Consider the following 19,303-nt stretch of genomic DNA (forward strand, 5'->3'; position numbering starts at 1 on the left):
CGGCGTCCTCCGGCCGCACACGCGCGCCCGGTCCGTCCGGTGGTCACCGGCCGGCGGTGGTCACCGGCCGAACACCCGGCCGTGCTCGACCGCGCCTGTCAGGCCCAGGCTGTTCGGGGTCAGCGCGCGGGCCCCGGCCGGTGTCGCCGCGGCCGGGGACGGTACGTACCAGACGCCGCCGGTGGAGGAGTTCTCGCCCGGTGCGCCGGCGGCGAGGTCGGCGCGGCCGTCACCGCTGAGGTCCGTGAGCGCCACGGCGGCGCCGAAGCGGTCGCCCGCCTCCGCCGCGCCGGGTATGCCCGCCGTGGACTGGTGGAAGGCGTAGCCGCCGGATCCGCCGTCCGCGCCGTGGGCGGAGCCGGTCAGTACGGAGACCGAGCCGGCCGCGGCCTCGCTGCCGAGTGCCTCCTGGCCGACGCCGACCGCCAGCTCCGGGTAGCCGTCGACGTCGACGTCGCCCGCCGCGACCGCGGCGCCGAAGTCGTCGCCGGACTCACCGGTGCCGGGGACGCCCGGAGTGTCCTGGTTCAGGCAGGCATGGGCGGAACCGAGGCCGGACCCGGGCTTCCCGTCCACCGTGCGCACCGTGCCGCCGACGGCCTGCGGGCAGTACGTCTCCTCCGCCTCCGGGTTGGCCCGCACCCCGCCGAGGACGAGGTCGTCGGCGCCGTCCTTCCCGAAGTCCGCGACGGCGAGGGAGGCGGCGGAATCGGGGGTGGTCCAGTCCCTGACCGGCGCGCCCCGCTCCCAGGCGTAGACGTCGGTGCCGTGGATCTCCTGGCCGGAGTAGGTCACCGCCAGGTCGTCGGTGCCGTTGCCGTCGAAGTCGCCGGTGGCGAGGGCGGTGGGGCCCGAGAACCGGTAGCTCACGACGCTCTGCGCCGGGGCGGCCGGGTCCGGGACGATCGGGCCCGGCTGCCACAGCACTCCGGCCGACTCCTCGTTGCTCGACCGGTACGCCAGGTCCCGGTCGCCGTCGTTGTCGTAGTCGCCGGCCGAGAGGGACCCGCCGAGGTGGGCGTCCTCATGCGAGCCGCGGGCGGCGGTGAACGCGGTGCCGAAGCCGGTGGCGGAGCCGGGCAGCACGGTGATGATGCCGTGCCGGTGGAAGGAGTTGTCGGAGAGCGACTCGTGGGGGGCCGAGACGACCAGGTCCGCGTAGCCGTCGCCGTTCATGTCGTCGGCCACCAGCTGGGAGCCGAACTGGTCGCCCGCCTCCGCGGTTCCGGGCACGCCGGTGGTGTTCTGGCTGATGACGGTGGACCTGGCGGGCCCGTTCCCGCTGCCCCACAGCACGGTCACGTACCCGGCCTTGGCCTTGCCGCCGACGGTCGCCTTCGGCACGCCGACCGCCAGGTCCGCGTACCCGTCGCCGTTGAAGTCGCCCTTGAGGTGGGCGGGCGCCGCGGAGGCGGTGCCCGCGGTCAGGGCCGAGACGGCGAGGACGCCGGCCGAGCAGAGAATCGCGGCCGAGAGGGTCTTTCCGTTGCGCAAGGATCTCTCTGTATGTCGTGAAGAAAGCTGGTGCCGTGAGCCACGGTCAGCGGAATACGGTGGCGGTCGTGACCAGGGCTCGTCCGGGCGCGGTGTCTCCCGGAGAGGTGGATCGGGCCTCCGCAGGTGTGACACCCGAGTCGTACGGAGAGTTGTGCTCGGGTGGCGGCCAAGTGAACGCGTCCGCTCGGGCCGGTGAGGGCGTCCGGCCGGCGCGTCGGGAGACCCCCTCACTGACCGGTGCGGCCCCCGAGGTAGAAGCCCAGCACCGGGGCCAGCTCCGCGAACCACTCCTGGAGCTTCGCCTGGTTGCGGGCGGTCACCGCGCCCTCGTAGAACCTGCCGTCGGGGAGCACCACCGCCACCGTCAGGACATGGCCCCAGGTGCCCGGCTTGCAGTGGACGGTCTGGATGTCCTGCCAGGGGAAGTCGGCCGTGGCGCCGTCGCGTTCGAGCGAGACGCCCTGGGCGTCGACCACGACCGCGTTGCGGGGGTCCGTCGCCAGGAAGTCGGGGCCGGGTGCGGGTGCGGGTGCGCCCGGAGTCTGCGGCGCGTACGGGGAAGGGGCGTAGGGCGAAGGGGGGTACGGGGACGGCGCGTGCGGCGGCGGCGCCGGGGCGTAGGCCGGGGGCGGCGGGGCGTAGGCCGGGGGCGGCGGGCCGAAGCCTTGGGAAGGCGGTGCGTACGTCTTTGGCACCGCGCCGCCCTGCTGTCCGGTCTGTTCGTCCATGCCCCCAGTATGAACGCCCGGGGAGGGCCGGATCCGGGGCCCCGGGGTCTCGCTCCGCGCGGGCACGGTGGCCGGGGGCCGGCGTCCGGACCCGCGCCGCGCCCCGCCCCCCCTCGGCCGTCGAGGGGGGCGGGGCGCGGTGTCGTCAGACCGCCAGGCTCAGGATCGCGGCGACCGCGAAGCCCGCGACCGACAGGACCGACTCCAGCACCGTCCACGACTTGAGGGTGTCGCGCTCGGAGATGCCGAAGTACTTGGCGACGATCCAGAAGCCGCCGTCGTTGACGTGCGAGGCGAAGATCGAACCGGCCGAGATGGCCATGATGACCAGGGCCAGGAACGCCTGCGAGTGGCCGCCGTTCTCGACGAGCGGGAGCACGATGCCGGCCGTGGTGACGATCGCGACCGTCGCCGATCCCTGGGCGACGCGCAGCACGAGGGAGATCAGGTACGCGAGGACGACGACCGGCAGGCCCACGTCGTTGAAGGTGTCGGAAAGGGCCTGCGCCACGCCGCTCGCCTTGAGGACCGCGCCGAAGACACCGCCGGCGCCGACGACCAGCAGGATGTTGCCGACCGGCTTGAGGGACGAGGTCGAGACCTGTTCGAGGGACTTGCGCGACCAGCCGCGCCGGATGCCGAGCAGGTAGTACGCCATCAGCAGGGCGATCGTCAGGGCGACGAAGGGGTTGCCGAAGAACTCGACGACCGAGCGGAGGGTGGACTCGTCGAGCGCGATGGAGGAGAACGTCGCGGCGAGGATGAGGACCAGCGGCGTACCGATGATGGTCAGCACCGTGGCGAGCGAGACGGGCTGCTCCTGCGGGGTGCGGCCCGCGGCGGTCTGCTCGGCGATGACGGCGGCCTTGGCGTCCTCGGCGGCCTCCACCATGTCCTGCGGGACCTGGACGAAGACGCGCTTCCCGATCCAGCCGGCGTACGCCCAGGCGGCGAGGACGGCGGGGATGCCGCAGACGACGCCCATGAGGATGACCCAGCCGAGCGAGACGTGGAAGAGGCCGGCCGCGGCGACCGGGCCCGGGTGCGGGGGCAGGAACGCGTGGGTCATGGAGAGGCCGGCGAGCAGCGGCATGGCGTACAGCAGGACCGACTTGCCGGAGCGCTTGGCCGCGGCGTAGACGATCGGCGCGAGGACGAAGATGCCGACGTCGAAGAAGACCGGGATGCCGAAGATGAGGCCGGTGAGGCCCATGGCGAGCGGGGCGCGCTTCTCGCCGAAGAGGCCCAGGAGGCGGGAGGAGAGGACCTCGGCGCCGCCGCTGACTTCGAGGATCGCCCCGAGCATCGTGCCGAGGCCGATGATGATCGCGACGTGGCCGAGGATGCCGCCCATGCCGGATTCGATGACGGAGACGACGGCGGACTTCTGGACCGTGCCGAAGAGTTCGGTGACGGAGAGGCCCGCGCCGAGACCGACGGCTATGGAGACGGCGAGCAGCGCGACGAACGGCTGGAGTCTGGCCTTGATGATCAGGAAGAGGAGCAGGCCGATGCCGAGGGCGGCCACGGTCAGCAGACCGGCGGTGCCGTCGACGAGCGTGAGCAGGCCGCCGGTGTGGGGCGGTGCCTCGGCGGGTGGCGGGGCCGCGGCAAGGTGCAGGACCGGGGGGTGCACGGCGGGGAGGTTCATGGCGGGGGACCTCGTGGTTCGCGGGGCGAAGGGGGATCACGGCAGGGGGCATCGCGGCACGGCGCCCCGGGAACGGGCGCCGTGCCGTGAGGCAGGGGGTGGGGACGGGGGAAGTGGTGGTGCAAGATCAGCCGAGCACGGCCAGCGCGTCGATCTCGATGAGCAGGCCCTTGGGGAGGCCGACGTAGACGGTCGTACGCGCGGCGGGGGCCTCCTTGAGGCCCTGCTCCTCGAAGTACGCGTTGTAGATCGCGTTCATCTCGGCGAAGTGGTCGGTGTCGGTGAGGTAGACGCGCATCATCATCACGTCGTCCCAGCTCGCGCCGCCCTCCTCCAGGATCGCCTTGACGTTGGCGAAGGTCTGGAGGGTCTGCTCGCGCAGGGTCGGGCCCGCGGGGGTGGGGGCCTGGCCCTCGACGGCCGGCAGGAAGCCGACCTGGCCCGCGACCTGGAGGATGTTGCCCTTGCGGACGCCGTGGGAGAACTTGGCGGGCGGGGCGGTGTGGGTGGAGGGGGTGATCGCGGTCTTCTCGCCGGTGCTGCGCGTGTCGCTCATGATCTTGCTTCCTTCGGGGGTGTGTTGCCGGAGTACTCCCGGCTGATGGCGTCGGCGGTGCGGCGCACCAGCGGGAGGAGGGTGAGGAGTTCCTCGGCCGTGACGACGACGTTCGGTGCCGACACCGACATGGCGGCGACGACCCGGCCGTCCGTACCGCGGATGGGGGCCCCGACGCAGTTGATGGACTCCTCGTGGCCGCCGAGGTCGGTGGCCCAGCCCTGTTCGCGTACGAGCGCCAGCTCCTTGAGGAAGGCGGCGGCGTTCGGCGTCGAACGGGACGTGTAGGTGGGGTAGTCGAGCTTCTCCGCGATGGTGCGGCGCTCGGACTCGGGGAGGTCGGCGAGCAGCAGCTTCGCCACGGCGGCGACGGTGATCGCGACGGGCTTGCCGATGCGCGAGTACATGCGGACCGGGTAGCGGCTCTCGACCTTGTCGATGTAGAGGACCTCGTTCTCCTCGTACACCGCGAGGTGGACGGTGTGCCCGCACTCGTTGTTGAGGGCGGCCAGGTGGGGGTGCGCGATCTCGCGTATGTCGAGGTTCTCGACGGCCTCCTGGGCGAGCGCGAAGAGGCGGGCGCCGAGGCGGTAGCGCTGGTCCTGCTGGCGGTAGACGAGGCCGTGCTCGTGGAGGGTGCGCAGGAGGCGCAGCGCCGTGGACTTGTGCACATCGAGGCGCTCGGCGACCTGGCCGAGGTCGGCGGGGCCCTGCGCGAGCAGCGGCAGGATGCTCAGCGCGCGGTCGACGGTCTGGCTCATGGCGTACGTACCTCCTGGTCGGCGGCGCCCGTCCAGCCGGGGCCGAGACGAAGTCTCCCCCAGGCGTCGTCGTCCAGGGCGGCCAGGCGGTCGGCGTGGGCGCGGGAGGGCGGTGCGGCGAGGTCGCCGGGGACGGTGAGGGCGGCGGCGGCCATGAGGTGCCCGTGCCGGATCCGGTCGCGTACGGGCAGACCGCGCAGGGTCGCGGAGAGGAACCCGGCGGCGAAGGCGTCCCCGGCGCCGACGGGGGCGACGACGTCGACGCGGAGGGCGGGGACGGTGGTGACGGTGTCGGTGTCGGTGGGGGCGGTGGTGCGGGTGACGTCGGTTCCGGTGGTGTCGCCGGCATGGGTGGTGAACACCGTCACGGCTGCCGCGCCCTGCTTGACGACCAGGGTCCGCGGCTCGGGAAGGGCCTCGCGGATCGCGGCCGCGCCCTTGACGCCCCAGGCCGCCTCCGCCTCGTCCTCGCCGACGAAGACGAGGTCCGCGCCACGGGCCAGGTCGAGCAGGACCCGGGGGCCCTCGCCGTCACCGTCGCCGTCGTGCCACAGGTGGGGGCGGTGGTTGACGTCGAAGGACACCAGGGGGCGGCCGGGGCGGCGGGTGGTCAGCTCGCGCGTCAGGGCCAGGCAGTCCGCGGACAGCGCGGCCGTGATCCCGGACAGGTGCAGTACGCGGCCCGCGGCCAGCTCGTGGAGCGGCATGTTCCGCGGGGACATCGCGGAGGCCGCCGACCCGGCGCGGTAGTAGACGACCTCGAAGCCGTCGGTGTCACGGTCGGCCGCCGTACGGAAGTAGATGCCGGTGGGGCGGTGCGGGTCGCGCTGGACGGCGGAGGTGTCGACGCCGTACGCGGCGACGGCGTCGACGAGGTGGTCGCCGAAGCCGTCGGCGCCGACCCTGCCCACCCACCGCGCGCGGTGTCCGGCGGCTGCGAGGGCGCAGGCGACGTTCGACTCGGCGCCGCCGATGCCGCGTCCGAAGGAGGGCACGTCGGCGAGGCGGCCGGGACGGGACGGCAGGAACGTCACCATGGACTCGCCGAGGCAGACCACATCCACCCTCGCGGCATCTCCGTCTCGCTCTGCTGATACGTCCGCGGGCGCGGTCACGATCGGGCTCCTCACCACTGGCTCACCATTGACCCTGCATCGGCTCGGATGTTAGACAGCGTCAAGCGATACGCGCAATGACCGTTGCGCATGACGCAACGCGACTTCCCCTAGGAGGCTCCCCCATGGCCGTCGGCAACCCGGACGGACGACCCGCGGAACCCACGGAGTCCGCAGGACCCGCGGCGCTCGCGGCACTCGCGGACGAGCGCGTGGACCACCGCTTCAAGGCGCTCCCGCCGGACGCCGGGGGACTGACGGTCGGCGAGCTCGCGGCCGAGCGCCGCAACCTCTTCACGGGCGGGTTCACCACCCCCGTGCTCGCGCTCTCCGCCGAGTCGGTCGAGCACAACCTCGCCCTCCTGGAGACGTACGCCGAACGCCACGGCCTCGCCTTCGCCCCGCACGGCAAGACCTCCATGTCGCCGCAGCTCTTCGCGCGCCAGCTGGAGTACGGCGCGTGGGGCATCACCGCCGCCGTGCCGCACCAGGCGCGCGTCTACCGGGCGTACGGCATCCAGCGGATCTTCCTCGCGAACGAGGTCGTCGACGCGGCCGCGCTGCGCTGGCTGGCCGCCGAAATGGACGCCGACCCCGGCTTCCGCTTCGTCTGTTACGTCGACTCGGTGCGCGGCGTGGAGCTGATGGACGAGGCGCTCCGGGCCGCGTCCGCCACGCGCCCGCTCGACGTGGTCGTCGAACTCGGCGCGGGCGAGGGGGCCCGTACCGGCGTCCGGACGGCCGCCGGCTGCGCGGCGGTCGCGGACGCGGTGGCGGCCACGGACACGCTGCGGCTGGTCGGCGTGGCCGGATACGAGGGCGAGGTCCCGCAGGCGGACGGCGGCACGGTCCGCGCGTGGCTGCGCGAACTGGTCTCCGTCGCCGCGGACTTCGACAGGGCGGGGCGCTTCGCCGGCTCCCCCGAGATCGTGGTCAGCGCGGGCGGCAGCGCGTGGTTCGACGCGGTGGCGGAGGTGTTCGCGGAGATCCCCGCGCTCTCGCTTCCCGTGCTCAAGCTGCTCCGTTCCGGCGCGTACGTCTCGCACGACGACGGCCACTACCGCCACCTCACCCCCTTCAACCGGGTCCCGGACGAGGGCGCGCTCCAGCCCGCGTTCCGCCTCTGGGCGCAGGTCGTCTCCCGGCCCTCCCCGGAGCAGGCCTTCGTCAACGCGGGCAAGCGCGACGCGGCGTACGACCTGGACCTGCCAAAGGCGCAGGCCGTACGGGACGCCCGCACGGGCGAGGTGCGCCCGGCGACCGGCATCACGGTCACCGGCCTGTCGGACCAGCACGGCTGGGTGCGTACGGACCCGGAGGCGGACCTCGAGGTCGGCGACTGGCTCGGCCTGGGCCTGTCCCACCCGTGCACGTCCTTCGACAAGTGGCAGCTGATCCCTCTCGTCGAGGCGGACGGCACGGTCACGGACTACATCCGCACGTTCTTCTAGCCCCTGGGGGGCGGAGCGCCGGGCCGCCGGGCCGGGCTCTCCCGCGCCCCGCCCCCGCCGCTTCCCCTCCCCCTCCAGCAGACACTCAGAGAGGCGAACAGCCATGGACCTCGTCATTCGCGACGTACGCGTCATCGACGGCACCGGCGGTGCCTCCTACCGGGCCGACGTCGCACTGGACGGCGGCCGCATCACCGGGATCCGGCGGGAGGGCGGCAGCGGCCCGCGCCCCACCGGCCGGCGCACGCTGGAGGCGGACGGCCTCGCCCTCTCCCCCGGCTTCATCGACATGCACGCGCACAGCGACCTCGCGCTGCTGCGCGACCCCGACCACAGCGCCAAGGCCGCCCAGGGCGTGACCCTCGAAGTCCTCGGCCAGGACGGACTGTCGTACGCGCCCGTCGACGACCGCACGCTCGCCGAGGTCCGCAGGGCGATCACCGGCTGGAACGGCGGTGGGCCCGGGGACACGAGCGTCGACTTCGACTGGCGGACCGTCGGCGAGTACCTCGACCGGCTCGACCGCCAGGGCATCGCCGTCAACGCCGCGTACCTCGTCCCGCAGGGCACGGTCCGCATGTACGCGACGGGCTGGGAGGACCGCCCGGCGACGCCCGCCGAGCTCACCCGCATGAAGCAGCTCGTCGCCGAGGGCATGGAGCAGGGCGCCGTCGGCATGTCGTCCGGTCTCACCTACACGCCCGGCATGTACGCCGACGACGCCGAACTCACCGAGCTGTGCCGCGTGGTGGCGCGGTACGACGGCTACTACTGCCCCCACCACCGCTCGTACGGCGCCGGGGCCCTCGCCGCGTACGAGGAGATGGTGATCCTCACCCGCAACGCCGGCTGCGCGCTCCACCTCGCCCACGCCACCATGAACTTCGGCGTCAACAAGGGCAGGGCGCCCGACCTCCTCGCCCTCCTCGACAAGGCGCTCGACGAGGGCGCGGACATCTCCCTCGACACCTACCCCTACACCCCCGGCTGCACCACGCTCGTCGCGATGCTGCCGAGCTGGGCGAGCGAGGGCGGTCCCGAGGCGGTGCTCGCGCGGCTCCGCGACGACGAGAGCGCCGAGAGGATCCGCCACCACCTGGAGGCCGTCGGCTCGGACGGCTGCCACGGCGTCCCCATCGAGTGGGACACGATCGAGATCTCCGGCGTCAGCGACCCCGGTCTGGCGAGCTGCGTGGGCAGGACGATCGCGGAGTCCGCCGCGCAGCGCGGCGAGGCGCCCTGGGTCACCGCCCGGCGCCTGCTGATCGACGACAACCTCGGTTCGACGATCCTCCAGCACGTCGGTCACGAGGAGAACGTCCGGCAGATCATGCGCCACCGCGTCCACACGGGCGGCAGCGACGGCATCCTCCAGGGCTGCAAGCCGCACCCGCGCGCGTACGGCACCTTCCCCCACTACCTGGGCCACTACGCCCGCGACCTGGGCGTACTCACCCTGGAAGAGACGGTCGCGCACCTCACCTCCCGCCCGGCGGCCCGGCTGCGCCTGCCCGACCGCGGGCTGGTGCGCGAGGGCTACCGCGCCGACCTGGTCCTCTTCGATCCGTCGACGGTCGCGGCGGGCTCCACCTTCGAGGCCCCGCGCACCCTCCCGACCGGCATCCCGCACGTCCTCGTCGACGGCCGGTTCGTGATCGAGGACGGGCGGCGGACGGACGTGCTCGCGGGCCGGTCGGTCCGGCGTACGGCCTGAGCACAGGTGGGGCACGGCTCCGGGGGGAGCCGTGCCCCACCTGTGCTCCGCGCCGGTCCAAAAGCTCAGACGCGCTGCCAGAGGGCCGGGACGTTCGACGGCTCCCAGCCGGCCTGGGCCTGGTGGCCCTGGAGACAGCGGTACGTCGCGCCGCCGTAGGTGACCTGGTCGCCCGCCGCGTAGACCTTGCCCGCCGCCCACGTGCCGCCGGGCTCGCCCGGGTCACCGGGGTCACCGGGGTCACCGGGGTCACCGGGGTCACCGGGGTCACCCGGGTCGCCGGTGGTCGTCTTCAGCGTCAGCCCGTACGCCTGGAGCAGTGGGTTGATCGGCTGGTGGTACGTCGTGCCGCCGCTGCGGCAGTCCCCCGACCCGCCGGAGGTGACGCCCTGGGCCTGGCTGCCGGATATGTAGGAGCCGCCCGAGTCGCCCGGCTCGGCGCAGACCGTCGTCCGGGTCACTCCGCTGATGGTGCCCTCGGGGTAGGTGACGCTGGTGTTGTGCTGCTGGATGGTGCCGCAGTGCCAGCCCGTGGTGGATCCGGAACGGCAGACCGAGGCGCCCACCGGGGACTGCACCGAGCCGGTCACCTGGACGTTCCGGCCGCCCTGGCTGACGTAAGGGGTCGCGGTCCAGCTGGAGTTGGCCGCCACCCAGGCGGTGTCGCGGCCGGGGAAGGTGGAGGCCTGGAAGGTGCCCTGGGCGACCCGGTTGTGCCCCGTGGTGGTGGTGCCGGCCCGGCCGCAGTGACCCGCCGTGGCGAAGCCCTGCGTGGTGCCCCGGGTGACGGCGAAGCCGACCGAACAGCGGCCGCTGCCGCCCATGTAGTACGCGTCGCCGCCCCGGATGTCGTACAGCGGGCGCGGCTGCTCGGTGGTCTTCTCCACCGTGAGAAGCGCACGGTCGGCGCGGCTCGCGGTGATCAGTTTCTCGGCCGCCGCCGGCTCGGCCGCCCGTACCACCACCCGGTTGGCGCGTACGTCGACGTACCAGACCGGTACGCCGGTCGACGCGTCGCGGGCCGCCGCGCGGTCCAGCGCGGCCTTGGTGCGGTCGAGTTCGGCCAGCGTGTGGGGGACGACCTCGGCACGCGCGCCCCGGGCGGTGATCACGGCGGCGTCCGCGGCCCGGGTGGTGGCCACGGTGAGGGTGGCGGAGTCCGCCCCGGCCACCCACGCCCCGGCGTACGACCCGGCCAGCGCGTGCTGGAGCCGGCCCGCGGTGGCGCCCGCCTCGGCCTCGTTCTCCAGCCGGTCCGCGGCCTGTGCCCGGCTGAGCCCGAGGTCGCGCCGCATGGCATCGAGCAGTTCCGGCTGGACGCCGGCTGCGGACCCGGTCACCGCCGGGGAAGTCCCGGGAACCTGCTGCGCCGTGGCCGCGCTCTGCGGCCCGGCGAGGATCAGCGCACCGGCGGCGGCGACGGCGGCGCACGCCGCCCTGGCGTGTCTGTGGGGCATGAGGAATCTCCTCGGTCTCGGTGGGGGTGTGGCACGTGGGGTGTCCCGAAACCGTAGGAGTGCGAACAGGCGTGCAGAAGCTCTCAGTTGACCCCCCTCACCGCGTTATGGCCTCCGGCGCCACGGCTGCCGGGGCCCGGGGGGCCGGGGCCCGGAACGGTTCACCGTCCTGCCCGCGCCCGCTCCTGCGCAGCAGCACCGCGCCCAGCACGCACACGGCGGCCACGACGACGAAGCCGTACGCCGGGGTGCTGCCGTCGGGGTGGGTCTCGTAGACCAGGGCGGCGGACAGCACCGCCAGGATCCGGCCGAGCCTGCCGTTCCAGGCGGTGGCGGAGACCGCCGCCATGCCCCAGAGCAGGTACCACGGCTGCACCATCGGCGAGAGGGCGACCAGGGCCAGCAGGGCCACCCCCAGGGCGTGGACCGGGTGCGGGGGCGGGGCGCCGCGCCAGGGGCGCACGCTGCGCGACGTCGCCAGGGCGGCGTAACCGATCACGGCGAGCGCGAGGGCCAGGCCGAGCGTCTGGACCGCGCGCTTGACCGGGTCCGGGTCCCAGCCGAACAGCAGGCGCGCCAGCTCGCCGAGCCCCAGGCCGATGTCGCTGGAGGCGGAGAGGGCGGTGTGGATGGTCGCGGCGACGCTCTGCGTCCGCAGCCAGCCGAAACCGGTGCCGCTGAGCAGGGTGGCGGCGACGGCGACCGCCCCGGCCACCAGGGCGGGAACGGCGAACGCCTTCACGAGGCGCCACAGGAGCGGTCCGGAGGTGCGGCGGACCACCAGGACGCCGATGAAGAGCAGCGCGACGGCGGCCGGTGACTTGACCGTCGCCGCCAGCGCGACGAGCGCGCTGGCGAGGATCCACCGTCCGTGCAGCACGCACACCACGCCCGTCAGCATGAGGGCGATCATCAGGCCGTCGTTGTGCATGCCGCCCACGACGTGGATCAGCATCAGCGGGTTGAGGGCGCCCAGCCACAGCGCGCCGGTCTCACTGGCGCCGCGGGCGCGGGCGATGCGCAGCGTCGCCCAGGCGGTCAGGGCGAGCGCGGCCAGGGCGACGAGCCGCATCCCGAACACGGCGGGGACGATCCGCCCGTCCGTGACCCCGACCACCGCCTTCGCCAGGATCAGGAAGACGGGCCCGTACGGGGCGGGGGTGTCGGTCCAGTGGCCGCCGACACTGGCCGCGGCGTCGGCTCCGAGCTCGTCCGGGCCGAGGACCGAGGGTCCGGACGTGTAGACGTCATGGCCTTCGAGGACCATCGCGCCCTGCGCGACGTAGCTGTAGACGTCGGCGCTGTGCAGCGGCGGGGCCAGAACCAGGGGCGCCGCCCACCAGACCAGCGTGACCAGCGTTTCGCGCACCCCGCCCGCCGCGCCCCGGGCCACCAGCCGCCCGTACCGCCACCAGGACACGACCAGGAGGGTCAGGCCCAGGTACGCCAGGACGGCGGCCGCCACGGTCGTCGCGGACCCGTGGGGGACCCACATCCCCCACGGGTCACGGGCCGGCAGCCTTCCGGCGGCGATGCCGCCCACGGCCACCGCGACCGATCCGGCGGCACCCAGCCGGCGATACCCGACAGCACTCAGCGTCCACATGACCGGTCAATTTATCGGAGCTGTACGAACAGCCGGCCGGGGCACGGTACGGCACGGGCCGGGACCGCCGCGGGACGGCACGGGGCGGCACCGCGGGGACTGACATCAGGAGTGCGTCAATCGGTGTGATCCCGGTGTTGGTCCCGGGGAGGCGGGCGGTGAAATGCTCATGCCCGTACGCGGCGCTCCGACGTGCCGCGGGGGGAGACGCATTCCATGAACGACATCTTCGCGACGCAGGGCGGCCCGGTGCTGGGCCACCGGCCCGTTCCCGGCGTCGTCGCGGTCCTCGGCATTCCCTATGCCGCCGCCCCGTTCGGCGCCGGCCGGTTCCTGGAACCGCGCCCCGCACCGCCGTGGACGGGCGTCCGGGACGGCGGTGCCTTCGGTCCCGTCGCCCCGCAGTCGGCCCGGCTGCCGGGTGCGCCGGTCTGGTCCCCCGGCGACGAGGACATCCTCACCGTCAACATCTGGGCCCCGGCTCCGGCTCCGGACGCGTCGCCGTCTTCGGGTCCGTCTTCGTCCGACGGCCGCCTGCCCGTCCTGGTCTGGATCCACGGCGGCGCCTACACCTTCGGGTCCTCCGCCCAGCCCGACTTCGACGGAACCGCGCTGGCCCGGGCCGGGCTCGTCGTGGTCACCCTCAACTACCGGCTCGGTTTCGAGGGATTCGGCCACGTGCCGGCCGACGGAGGAACCTCGTACCCGGAGAACCGGGGCCTGCTCGACCAGGTCGCCGCCCTGCGCTGGGTCCGCGAGAACATCGCCGCCTTCGGCGGCGACCCCGGCAACGTGACGGTCGCCGGCCAGTCCTCCGGGGCCGCCTCCGTCGCCTGCCTCATGGTGATGGACCGCGCCCGCGGCCTGTTCCGCCGCGCCATCGCCCACAGCGTCGTCGGTCCCTGTTACTCGCTCGGACTCGCTGTCGCCACCACCCGCGAGGTCGCCGCGGCGGCGGGCTGCCCGGCCACCGCCGAAGGGCTGAGGTCCGCGACCCCCGGGGCGCTGGTCGACGCCTCCGACCAGGTGGCCGACGCCTACCGCAAGAACCCCGCCTCCGGGGCACGCCACTACGACCCCGTGATCTACGCCCCGGTCGTCGACGGCGACATCCTGCCCGCGGACCCCCTGGAGGGAGTGGCCTCCGGCGCGGCCCGCGACGTGGACCTGCTGGTCTGCCACACGACTGAGGAGTGCTGGCTGTTCGACGCCGTCGGCGGCAGCGCCAGGATAACCACCGACGACCAACTGGCTTTGTTCGCGCAGGACTTCGGCCTTCCTGACGGCCTGGTGTCCGGCTACCGCGCCCTGATGCCCCATGCTCCGGTGCTCGACGTCTACCTCGCGGTCTTCGGCGACCTGCTGTTCGGCGAGTACAGCAACCGGCTCGCCGAGCGGCATGCCCGGGCCGGCGGCCGGGCGTTCCGCTCGCGCTTCGCCCGCCGCCGCACCGGACCGGGCACGGCGGTGCGGGCCTGGCACTGCGCCGACGTCCCCTTCGCCTTCGGGAACCTCGGCACCGCATGCCTGGAGTTCCTCGTCGGCGGCCCGCCCGACGCCGAGGACCACCGGCTCTCCCGGTCCATGGTGCGCGCGTGGGCCGGCTTCGCCGCCACCGGCGATCCCGGCTGGCCGCCGGCCACCGGCTCCACCGACTCCCCCGGCCCCGTCAAGATCTGGAACACCGGCGACGGTCTGGCCGACGGTGACCCGGCCGCCGTCCGCGCGCTCTGGAGCCGGGTCGAATTCCCGCCCCTGCGCCCCTGAGACCACTCGGCAGGGAGCGAGACCGGCGACACGTCCGCCGTACGGTCCCCGCTCCTCGGACCGGAGCGGTCCGGCCCCCGTTCGGGGCGGCCCGGGCGGCCCGGACCCCCGTTCGGAGCAGTCCGGGCGGTGGCGGCACCCGCGCCTTCCGACGTCCGTGAAATCGCCGTTCCGGCGCCCCGGCCGGGCCGCGTGGCCAAAAACACGGAGCGGGTCCCGTTATGCGCCCGTAAGGTGGCCGTTATGCAGGTGATCCAGTCGACGAAGCTCGCAAACGTCTGTTACGAAATCCGCGGCCCCGTGCTCGAGGAGGCGATGCGGCTCGAAGCGGCGGGTCACCGCATCCTCAAGCTCAACACCGGAAACCCGGCGGCGTTCGGTTTCGAGTGCCCGCCCGAGATCCTGGAGGACATCCTCCGTAATCTTTCGGGCGCGCACGGCTACGGCGACGCGAAGGGGCTGCTGGCGGCGCGCCGCGCGGTCGTGCAGCACTACGAGACCAAGGGCATCGAGCTCGACGTCGAGGACGTCTACCTCGGCAACGGCGTCTCCGAACTGATCCAGATGTCGATGCAGGCGCTGCTCGACGACGGCGACGAGGTGCTCGTCCCCGCACCGGACTACCCGCTGTGGACCGCGTCCGTCTCGCTCGCGGGCGGTACGGCCGTGCACTACCGCTGCGACGAGCAGGCCGACTGGATGCCGGACCTCGCCGACATCGAGCGAAAGATCACGGACCGCACCAAGGCCATCGTCATCATCAACCCGAACAATCCGACGGGTGCGGTGTACGACGACGAGATGCTGCGCGCCCTGACCGAGATCGCCCGCCGCCACAACCTGATCGTCTGCTCCGACGAGATCTACGACCGGATCCTGTACGACGGCGCCACGCACACCCCGACCGCCGCCATCGCCCCCGACCTGCTGACCCTCACCTTCAACGGGCTGTCGAAGAACTACCGCGTCGCCGGCTACCGCAGCGGCTGGCTGGCGGTCTGCGGCCCGAAGGCGCACGCCTCGTCGTACATCGAGGGGCTCACGATCCTCGCCAACATGCGCCTGTGCGCCAACATGCCGTCGCAGCACGCGGTGGCCACGGCGCTCGGCGGGCGGCAGTCGATCGAGGACCTGGTGCTGCCGGGAGGCAGGATCCTGGAGCAGCGGAACACGGCGTACGACCTGCTCACCCAGATCCCGGGCGTCACCTGCGTGAAGCCCAAGGGCGCGCTCTACCTCTTCCCGCGCCTCGACCCGAAGGTCTACAAGATCAAGGACGACCGGGAGATGGTCCTCGACCTGCTGCGGGCCGAGAAGATCATGGTCGTGCACGGTACGGGCTTCAACTGGCCCGACCCCGACCACTTCCGCATCGTGACGCTGCCGGCGGCGGAGGACCTGGCGGACGCGGTGACACGGATCGGCACCTTCCTGGACGGATACACACAGCCGTAGGCGAGTGCGACTGGGGTCAACCTTAGACAGAATCCAATGTAGGATGGTCTCCTGACTCTGCCAGGAGGCCATCCCATGTACGAGCCGATCCGCAGCAAGTCGGTCCATCGCATGGACGAGGACCGGCCCGATTTCCCGCACCGTTCCCGCGAGGAGGAGCTGGACATCCAGCTCGCCGGGCACCTCGCGACGCTCCTCGCGGTCACCGACGAGCTGAGCCTCGGCGCCGCCGCCGACCGCATCGCCACCCAGATCGCCCGGCTGCGCGGCGCCCCGCCGGCCCGGCACGCCGGCCTCACGCACGCGGCCCCGGTCGCACTCCACCGCCGGGCCCACGAGCTCGCGGGCCGCGCACTGGTCGTCGCCGCCTCGCGCGCCGACACGGCGGTCGCGATCCTCGCCGCCGAGCGCATGGACGCACACGCGGCCGCGCTCGAAGAGCTCCGCCTCGTCGGAGCCCACTGACGGCCCCGGCCCGTGTGCCGCCGCGGCGCACGGGCCGGGTGCCCCTTTACTCCCCCGCACAGGGACGGCCGCCGCATCGGCCCCGCCGTACCGGCAGCGGAAGGGTGCGGCCCCCGAAGCCGTGAGGGGACTTCGGGGGCCGTGCCGCGGCGGGCCCATGACCCCACAGGTCAGGGCGGATGTCAGGAAGGCCCGGCCGCGGAGCCCTGTCGTACCGGGGATCAGCCCAGGCGCTGGACCAGCGCGTGGTACTCGTCCCACAGCTCCTTCGGGGTGTGGTCGCCGAAGGTGTTGAGGTGCTCGGGGACCAGGGCGGCCTCCTCGCGCCAGACCTCCTTGTCGACGGTGAGGAGGAAGTCCAGCTCCTCCTCGGAGAGGTCCAGGCCCTTGGTGTCCAGGGAGCCCTTGGCCGGCAGGATGCCGATGGGGGTCTCGACGCCCTCGGCCCTGCCCTCCAGGCGCTCGACGATCCACTTGAGCACGCGGCTGTTCTCACCGAAGCCGGGCCACACGAACTTGCCCGCGTCGTTCTTGCGGAACCAGTTGACGTAGTAGATCTTCGGCAGCTTGGACTGGTCCTTGTCGGCGCCGACCTTGACCCAGTGGCCCATGTAGTCGCCCATGTTGTAGCCGCAGAACGGCAGCATGGCGAACGGGTCGCGACGCAGCTCGCCGACCTTGCCCTCGGCGGCGGCGGTCTTCTCGGAGGCGACGTTCGCACCGAGGAAGACGCCGTGCTGCCAGTTGAAGGACTCGGTCACCAGCGGCACGGCGGTGGCACGGCGGCCACCGAAGAGGATGGCCGAGATCGGCACGCCCTTGGGGTCCTCCCACTCGGGCGCGATGATCGGGCACTGGCCGGCCGGGACGGTGAAGCGGGCGTTGGGGTGGGCGGCCGGGGTGGTGGAGTCGGGGGTCCAGTCGTTGCCCTTCCAGTCCGTGAGGTGCGCGGGCGCCTCCTCGGTCATGCCCTCCCACCACACGTCGCCGTCGTCGGTGAGCGCGACGTTGGTGAAGACGGAGTTGCCCCACATGGTCTTCATGGCGTTGGCGTTGGTGTGCTCGCCGGTGCCGGGCGCGACGCCGAAGAAACCGGCCTCGGGGTTGATCGCGTACAGCTGGCCGTCCTCGCCGAACCGCATCCAGGCGATGTCGTCGCCGATGGTCTCGACGGTCCAGCCGGAGATCGTGGGCTCCAGCATGGCGAGGTTGGTCTTGCCGCAGGCGGACGGGAAGGCGGCGGCGATGTACTTGGGGGACTCCGCCTCGCCCTTCGGCGGGGTGAGCTTGAGGATGAGCATGTGCTCGGCCAGCCAGCCCTCGTCGCGGGCCATGACGGACGCGATGCGCAGGGCGTAGCACTTCTTGCCGAGCAGGGCGTTGCCGCCGTAGCCCGAGCCGTAGGACCAGATCTCGCGGTCCTCGGGGAAGTGCGAGATGTACTTCGTGGAGTTGCACGGCCACGGCACGTCGGCCTCGCCCTCGGCGAGCGGGGCGCCGAGGGTGTGGACGGCCTTGACGAAGAAGCCGTCGGTGCCGAGCTCGTCGAGGACGGCCTGGCCCATGCGGGTCATGGTGCGCATCGAGACGGCGACGTACGCCGAGTCGGTGATCTCCACCCCGATGGCGGACAGCGGCGAGCCGAGCGGGCCCATGCAGAACGGGACGACGTACATGGTGCGGCCGCGCATGGAGCCGCGGAAGATGCCCTTCTCACCCGCGAAGATCTCCCGCATCTCCGCCGGGGCCTTCCAGTGGTTCGTCGGGCCCGCGTCCTCCTCCTTCTCGGAGCAGATGAACGTGCGGTCCTCGACGCGGGCGACGTCGCTCGGGTCGGAGGCGGCGTAGTAGGAGTTCGGGCGCTTGACCGGGTCCAGCTTCTTGAACGTGCCCTTGGCGACGAGCTCCTCGGCGAGCCGCTCGTACTCGGCTTCCGAGCCGTCGCACCAGACGACCTGGTCCGGCTCGGTGAGGGCTGCGATCTCGTCGACCCAGGAGATCAGCTCCTGGTGGTTCGTCGGAAGGGTGGTGGGAGCCGCGTTCTCGCGCGCCACGGTTGCTCCTAAGTGAGGGTGTTTTCAGGTATATGCCCCGTGGGGGCCGCGACCCGGATGCTTCACGACGTTGTTTCGCTGGCGCTCATCCGGTGCCGACCGCACTCATTTGATCATCCGACCCATCCGCCCATCTGTCCAGGGGGCCGCACACGTGAGCATCGCCACTCATAGCGCCCGTACCTGGTCGTAACCTACGGTCGCGTAGGTAGGATTGCGCGTATGACCTCCGCCGAGTCCGATCAGCTCACGCCCCCCGACGGTCCCGGACGAGGGCCTGTCGAGATCGACCTCCCGAGCCCGGTCAAACCGAAACTGCGCGGCTGGCTGCACGCCGGGATGTTCCCCGCCGTCGTCGTCGCCGGCCTGGTGCTCATCGCCCTCGCCGACTCGACTCGCGCTCGCGTGGCCTGCGGGATCTACATCCTGACCGCCTGCCTGCTCTTCGGCATCAGCGCCGTCTACCACCGGGGCACCTGGGGTCCGCGCGGTGAGGCCGTACTGCGCAGACTCGACCACGCCAACATCTTCCTGATCATCGCGGGCACCTACACGCCCCTCACGGTGCTCCTGCTGCCCGAGTCCACCGGCCGCACGCTGCTGTGGGCGGTCTGGGCGGCGGCCCTCGCGGGGATCGCCTTCCGGGTCTTCTGGGTCGGCGCCCCGCGCTGGCTCTACACCCCCTGCTACATCGCGATGGGCTGGGCCGCGGTCTTCTTCCTCCCCGACTTCCTGCGCGCGGGCGGCATCGCCGTACTGGTGCTGGTGGTCGTCGGCGGCCTCCTCTACAGCGCGGGAGGCGTGATCTACGGCCTCAAGCGCCCCAACCCGTCACCGCGGTGGTTCGGGTTCCACGAGGTGTTCCACTCGCTGACCCTGGCCGCCTTCGTGGCGCACTACATCGGCATCTCGATGGTGGCCTATTCGGCCTGACGGCCCGCGCCGTTCCCGCTCTTCCCGCGGTGGCCGCGGCCTCGAGGCCCAACGGCACCGACCCCGCCGACTGGTCCGACGAGCGGATCTGGG

The 19,303-nt window shown here is 72.8% G+C and carries 15 protein-coding genes; 6 read left to right on the forward strand and 9 right to left on the reverse strand.

Annotated elements, in window-relative coordinates:
- Positions 1-60 precede the first annotated feature (60 nt).
- The 6 genes from ACWD0Y_RS14485 to ACWD0Y_RS14510 form a co-directional block, all read right to left on the reverse strand.
- Positions 61-1,494 carry an FG-GAP and VCBS repeat-containing protein gene (locus tag ACWD0Y_RS14485; protein ID WP_450260672.1) on the reverse strand — a complete coding sequence of 478 codons (1,434 nt, stop codon included), beginning with the start codon at positions 1,492-1,494 and terminating at the stop codon, positions 61-63.
- 230 nt (positions 1,495-1,724) lie between these two features.
- Entirely contained in the window at positions 1,725-2,225 is a 501-nt protein-coding gene (locus ACWD0Y_RS14490; protein WP_450260673.1) for a hypothetical protein, read from the reverse strand.
- Between the two features lie 145 nt (positions 2,226-2,370).
- Entirely contained in the window at positions 2,371-3,846 is a 1,476-nt protein-coding gene (locus ACWD0Y_RS14495; RefSeq protein ID WP_450260687.1) for a GntP family permease, read from the reverse strand.
- Positions 3,847-4,003: 157 nt separating this feature from the next.
- Positions 4,004-4,432, reverse strand: coding sequence for a RidA family protein (locus ACWD0Y_RS14500; protein WP_450260674.1), 429 nt, complete (start codon positions 4,430-4,432; stop codon positions 4,004-4,006).
- On the reverse strand, positions 4,429-5,193 hold the full coding sequence (locus tag ACWD0Y_RS14505) for an IclR family transcriptional regulator (RefSeq protein WP_450260675.1): 765 nt from the start codon (positions 5,191-5,193) through the stop codon (positions 4,429-4,431). The genes ACWD0Y_RS14500 and ACWD0Y_RS14505 overlap by 4 nt, the downstream gene beginning before the upstream one ends.
- Complete coding sequence (locus ACWD0Y_RS14510) at positions 5,190-6,230, reverse strand: sugar kinase (protein ID WP_450260688.1); 1,041 nt, start codon at positions 6,228-6,230, stop codon at positions 5,190-5,192. The genes ACWD0Y_RS14505 and ACWD0Y_RS14510 overlap by 4 nt, the downstream gene beginning before the upstream one ends.
- A 203-nt stretch (positions 6,231-6,433) precedes the next feature.
- On the opposite strand from ACWD0Y_RS14510, the gene ACWD0Y_RS14515 reads away from it, so the two are divergent.
- Both ACWD0Y_RS14515 and ACWD0Y_RS14520 read left to right on the forward strand, forming a co-directional pair.
- The gene (locus ACWD0Y_RS14515) at positions 6,434-7,759 is read left to right on the forward strand and encodes an amino acid deaminase (protein WP_450260676.1); all 1,326 of its coding nucleotides are present in this window, start codon (positions 6,434-6,436) and stop codon (positions 7,757-7,759) included.
- 103 nt (positions 7,760-7,862) lie between these two features.
- The gene (locus ACWD0Y_RS14520; RefSeq protein ID WP_450260677.1) at positions 7,863-9,473 is read left to right on the forward strand and encodes an N-acyl-D-amino-acid deacylase family protein; all 1,611 of its coding nucleotides are present in this window, start codon (positions 7,863-7,865) and stop codon (positions 9,471-9,473) included.
- A 65-nt stretch (positions 9,474-9,538) separates the two neighbouring features.
- Here the strand turns inward: ACWD0Y_RS14520 and ACWD0Y_RS14525 are convergent, their stop codons facing one another.
- Positions 9,539-10,930, reverse strand: a complete 1,392-nt coding sequence (locus tag ACWD0Y_RS14525) for a carbohydrate-binding protein (RefSeq protein ID WP_450260678.1) — start codon at positions 10,928-10,930, stop codon at positions 9,539-9,541.
- 97 nt (positions 10,931-11,027) lie between these two features.
- The gene (gene mptB / locus ACWD0Y_RS14530; RefSeq protein WP_450260679.1) at positions 11,028-12,536 is read right to left on the reverse strand and encodes a polyprenol phosphomannose-dependent alpha 1,6 mannosyltransferase MptB; all 1,509 of its coding nucleotides are present in this window, start codon (positions 12,534-12,536) and stop codon (positions 11,028-11,030) included.
- Between the two features lie 216 nt (positions 12,537-12,752).
- On the opposite strand from mptB, the gene ACWD0Y_RS14535 reads away from it, so the two are divergent.
- The 3 genes from ACWD0Y_RS14535 to ACWD0Y_RS14545 all read left to right on the forward strand — a co-directional run bounded on the left by ACWD0Y_RS14535 (position 12,753) and on the right by ACWD0Y_RS14545 (position 16,223).
- On the forward strand, positions 12,753-14,303 hold the full coding sequence (locus tag ACWD0Y_RS14535; RefSeq protein WP_450260680.1) for a carboxylesterase/lipase family protein: 1,551 nt from the start codon (positions 12,753-12,755) through the stop codon (positions 14,301-14,303).
- Between the two features lie 243 nt (positions 14,304-14,546).
- Positions 14,547-15,758, forward strand: coding sequence for a pyridoxal phosphate-dependent aminotransferase (locus ACWD0Y_RS14540; RefSeq protein ID WP_450260681.1), 1,212 nt, complete (start codon positions 14,547-14,549; stop codon positions 15,756-15,758).
- Between the two features lie 75 nt (positions 15,759-15,833).
- A complete protein-coding gene (locus tag ACWD0Y_RS14545; protein WP_450260682.1) occupies positions 15,834-16,223 on the forward strand; it encodes an SCO4983 family protein in 390 nt (129 codons plus the stop codon).
- Between the two features lie 221 nt (positions 16,224-16,444).
- Here the strand turns inward: ACWD0Y_RS14545 and ACWD0Y_RS14550 are convergent, their stop codons facing one another.
- Positions 16,445-18,277, reverse strand: a complete 1,833-nt coding sequence (locus tag ACWD0Y_RS14550; protein ID WP_450260683.1) for a phosphoenolpyruvate carboxykinase (GTP) — start codon at positions 18,275-18,277, stop codon at positions 16,445-16,447.
- Between the two features lie 222 nt (positions 18,278-18,499).
- Here ACWD0Y_RS14550 and trhA point away from each other — a divergent pair, with 222 nt between their 5' ends.
- The gene (gene trhA / locus ACWD0Y_RS14555) at positions 18,500-19,210 is read left to right on the forward strand and encodes a PAQR family membrane homeostasis protein TrhA (RefSeq protein ID WP_450260684.1); all 711 of its coding nucleotides are present in this window, start codon (positions 18,500-18,502) and stop codon (positions 19,208-19,210) included.
- Positions 19,211-19,303: the final 93 nt, after the last annotated feature.

It is taken from the genome of Streptomyces altiplanensis (assembly GCF_053591575.1).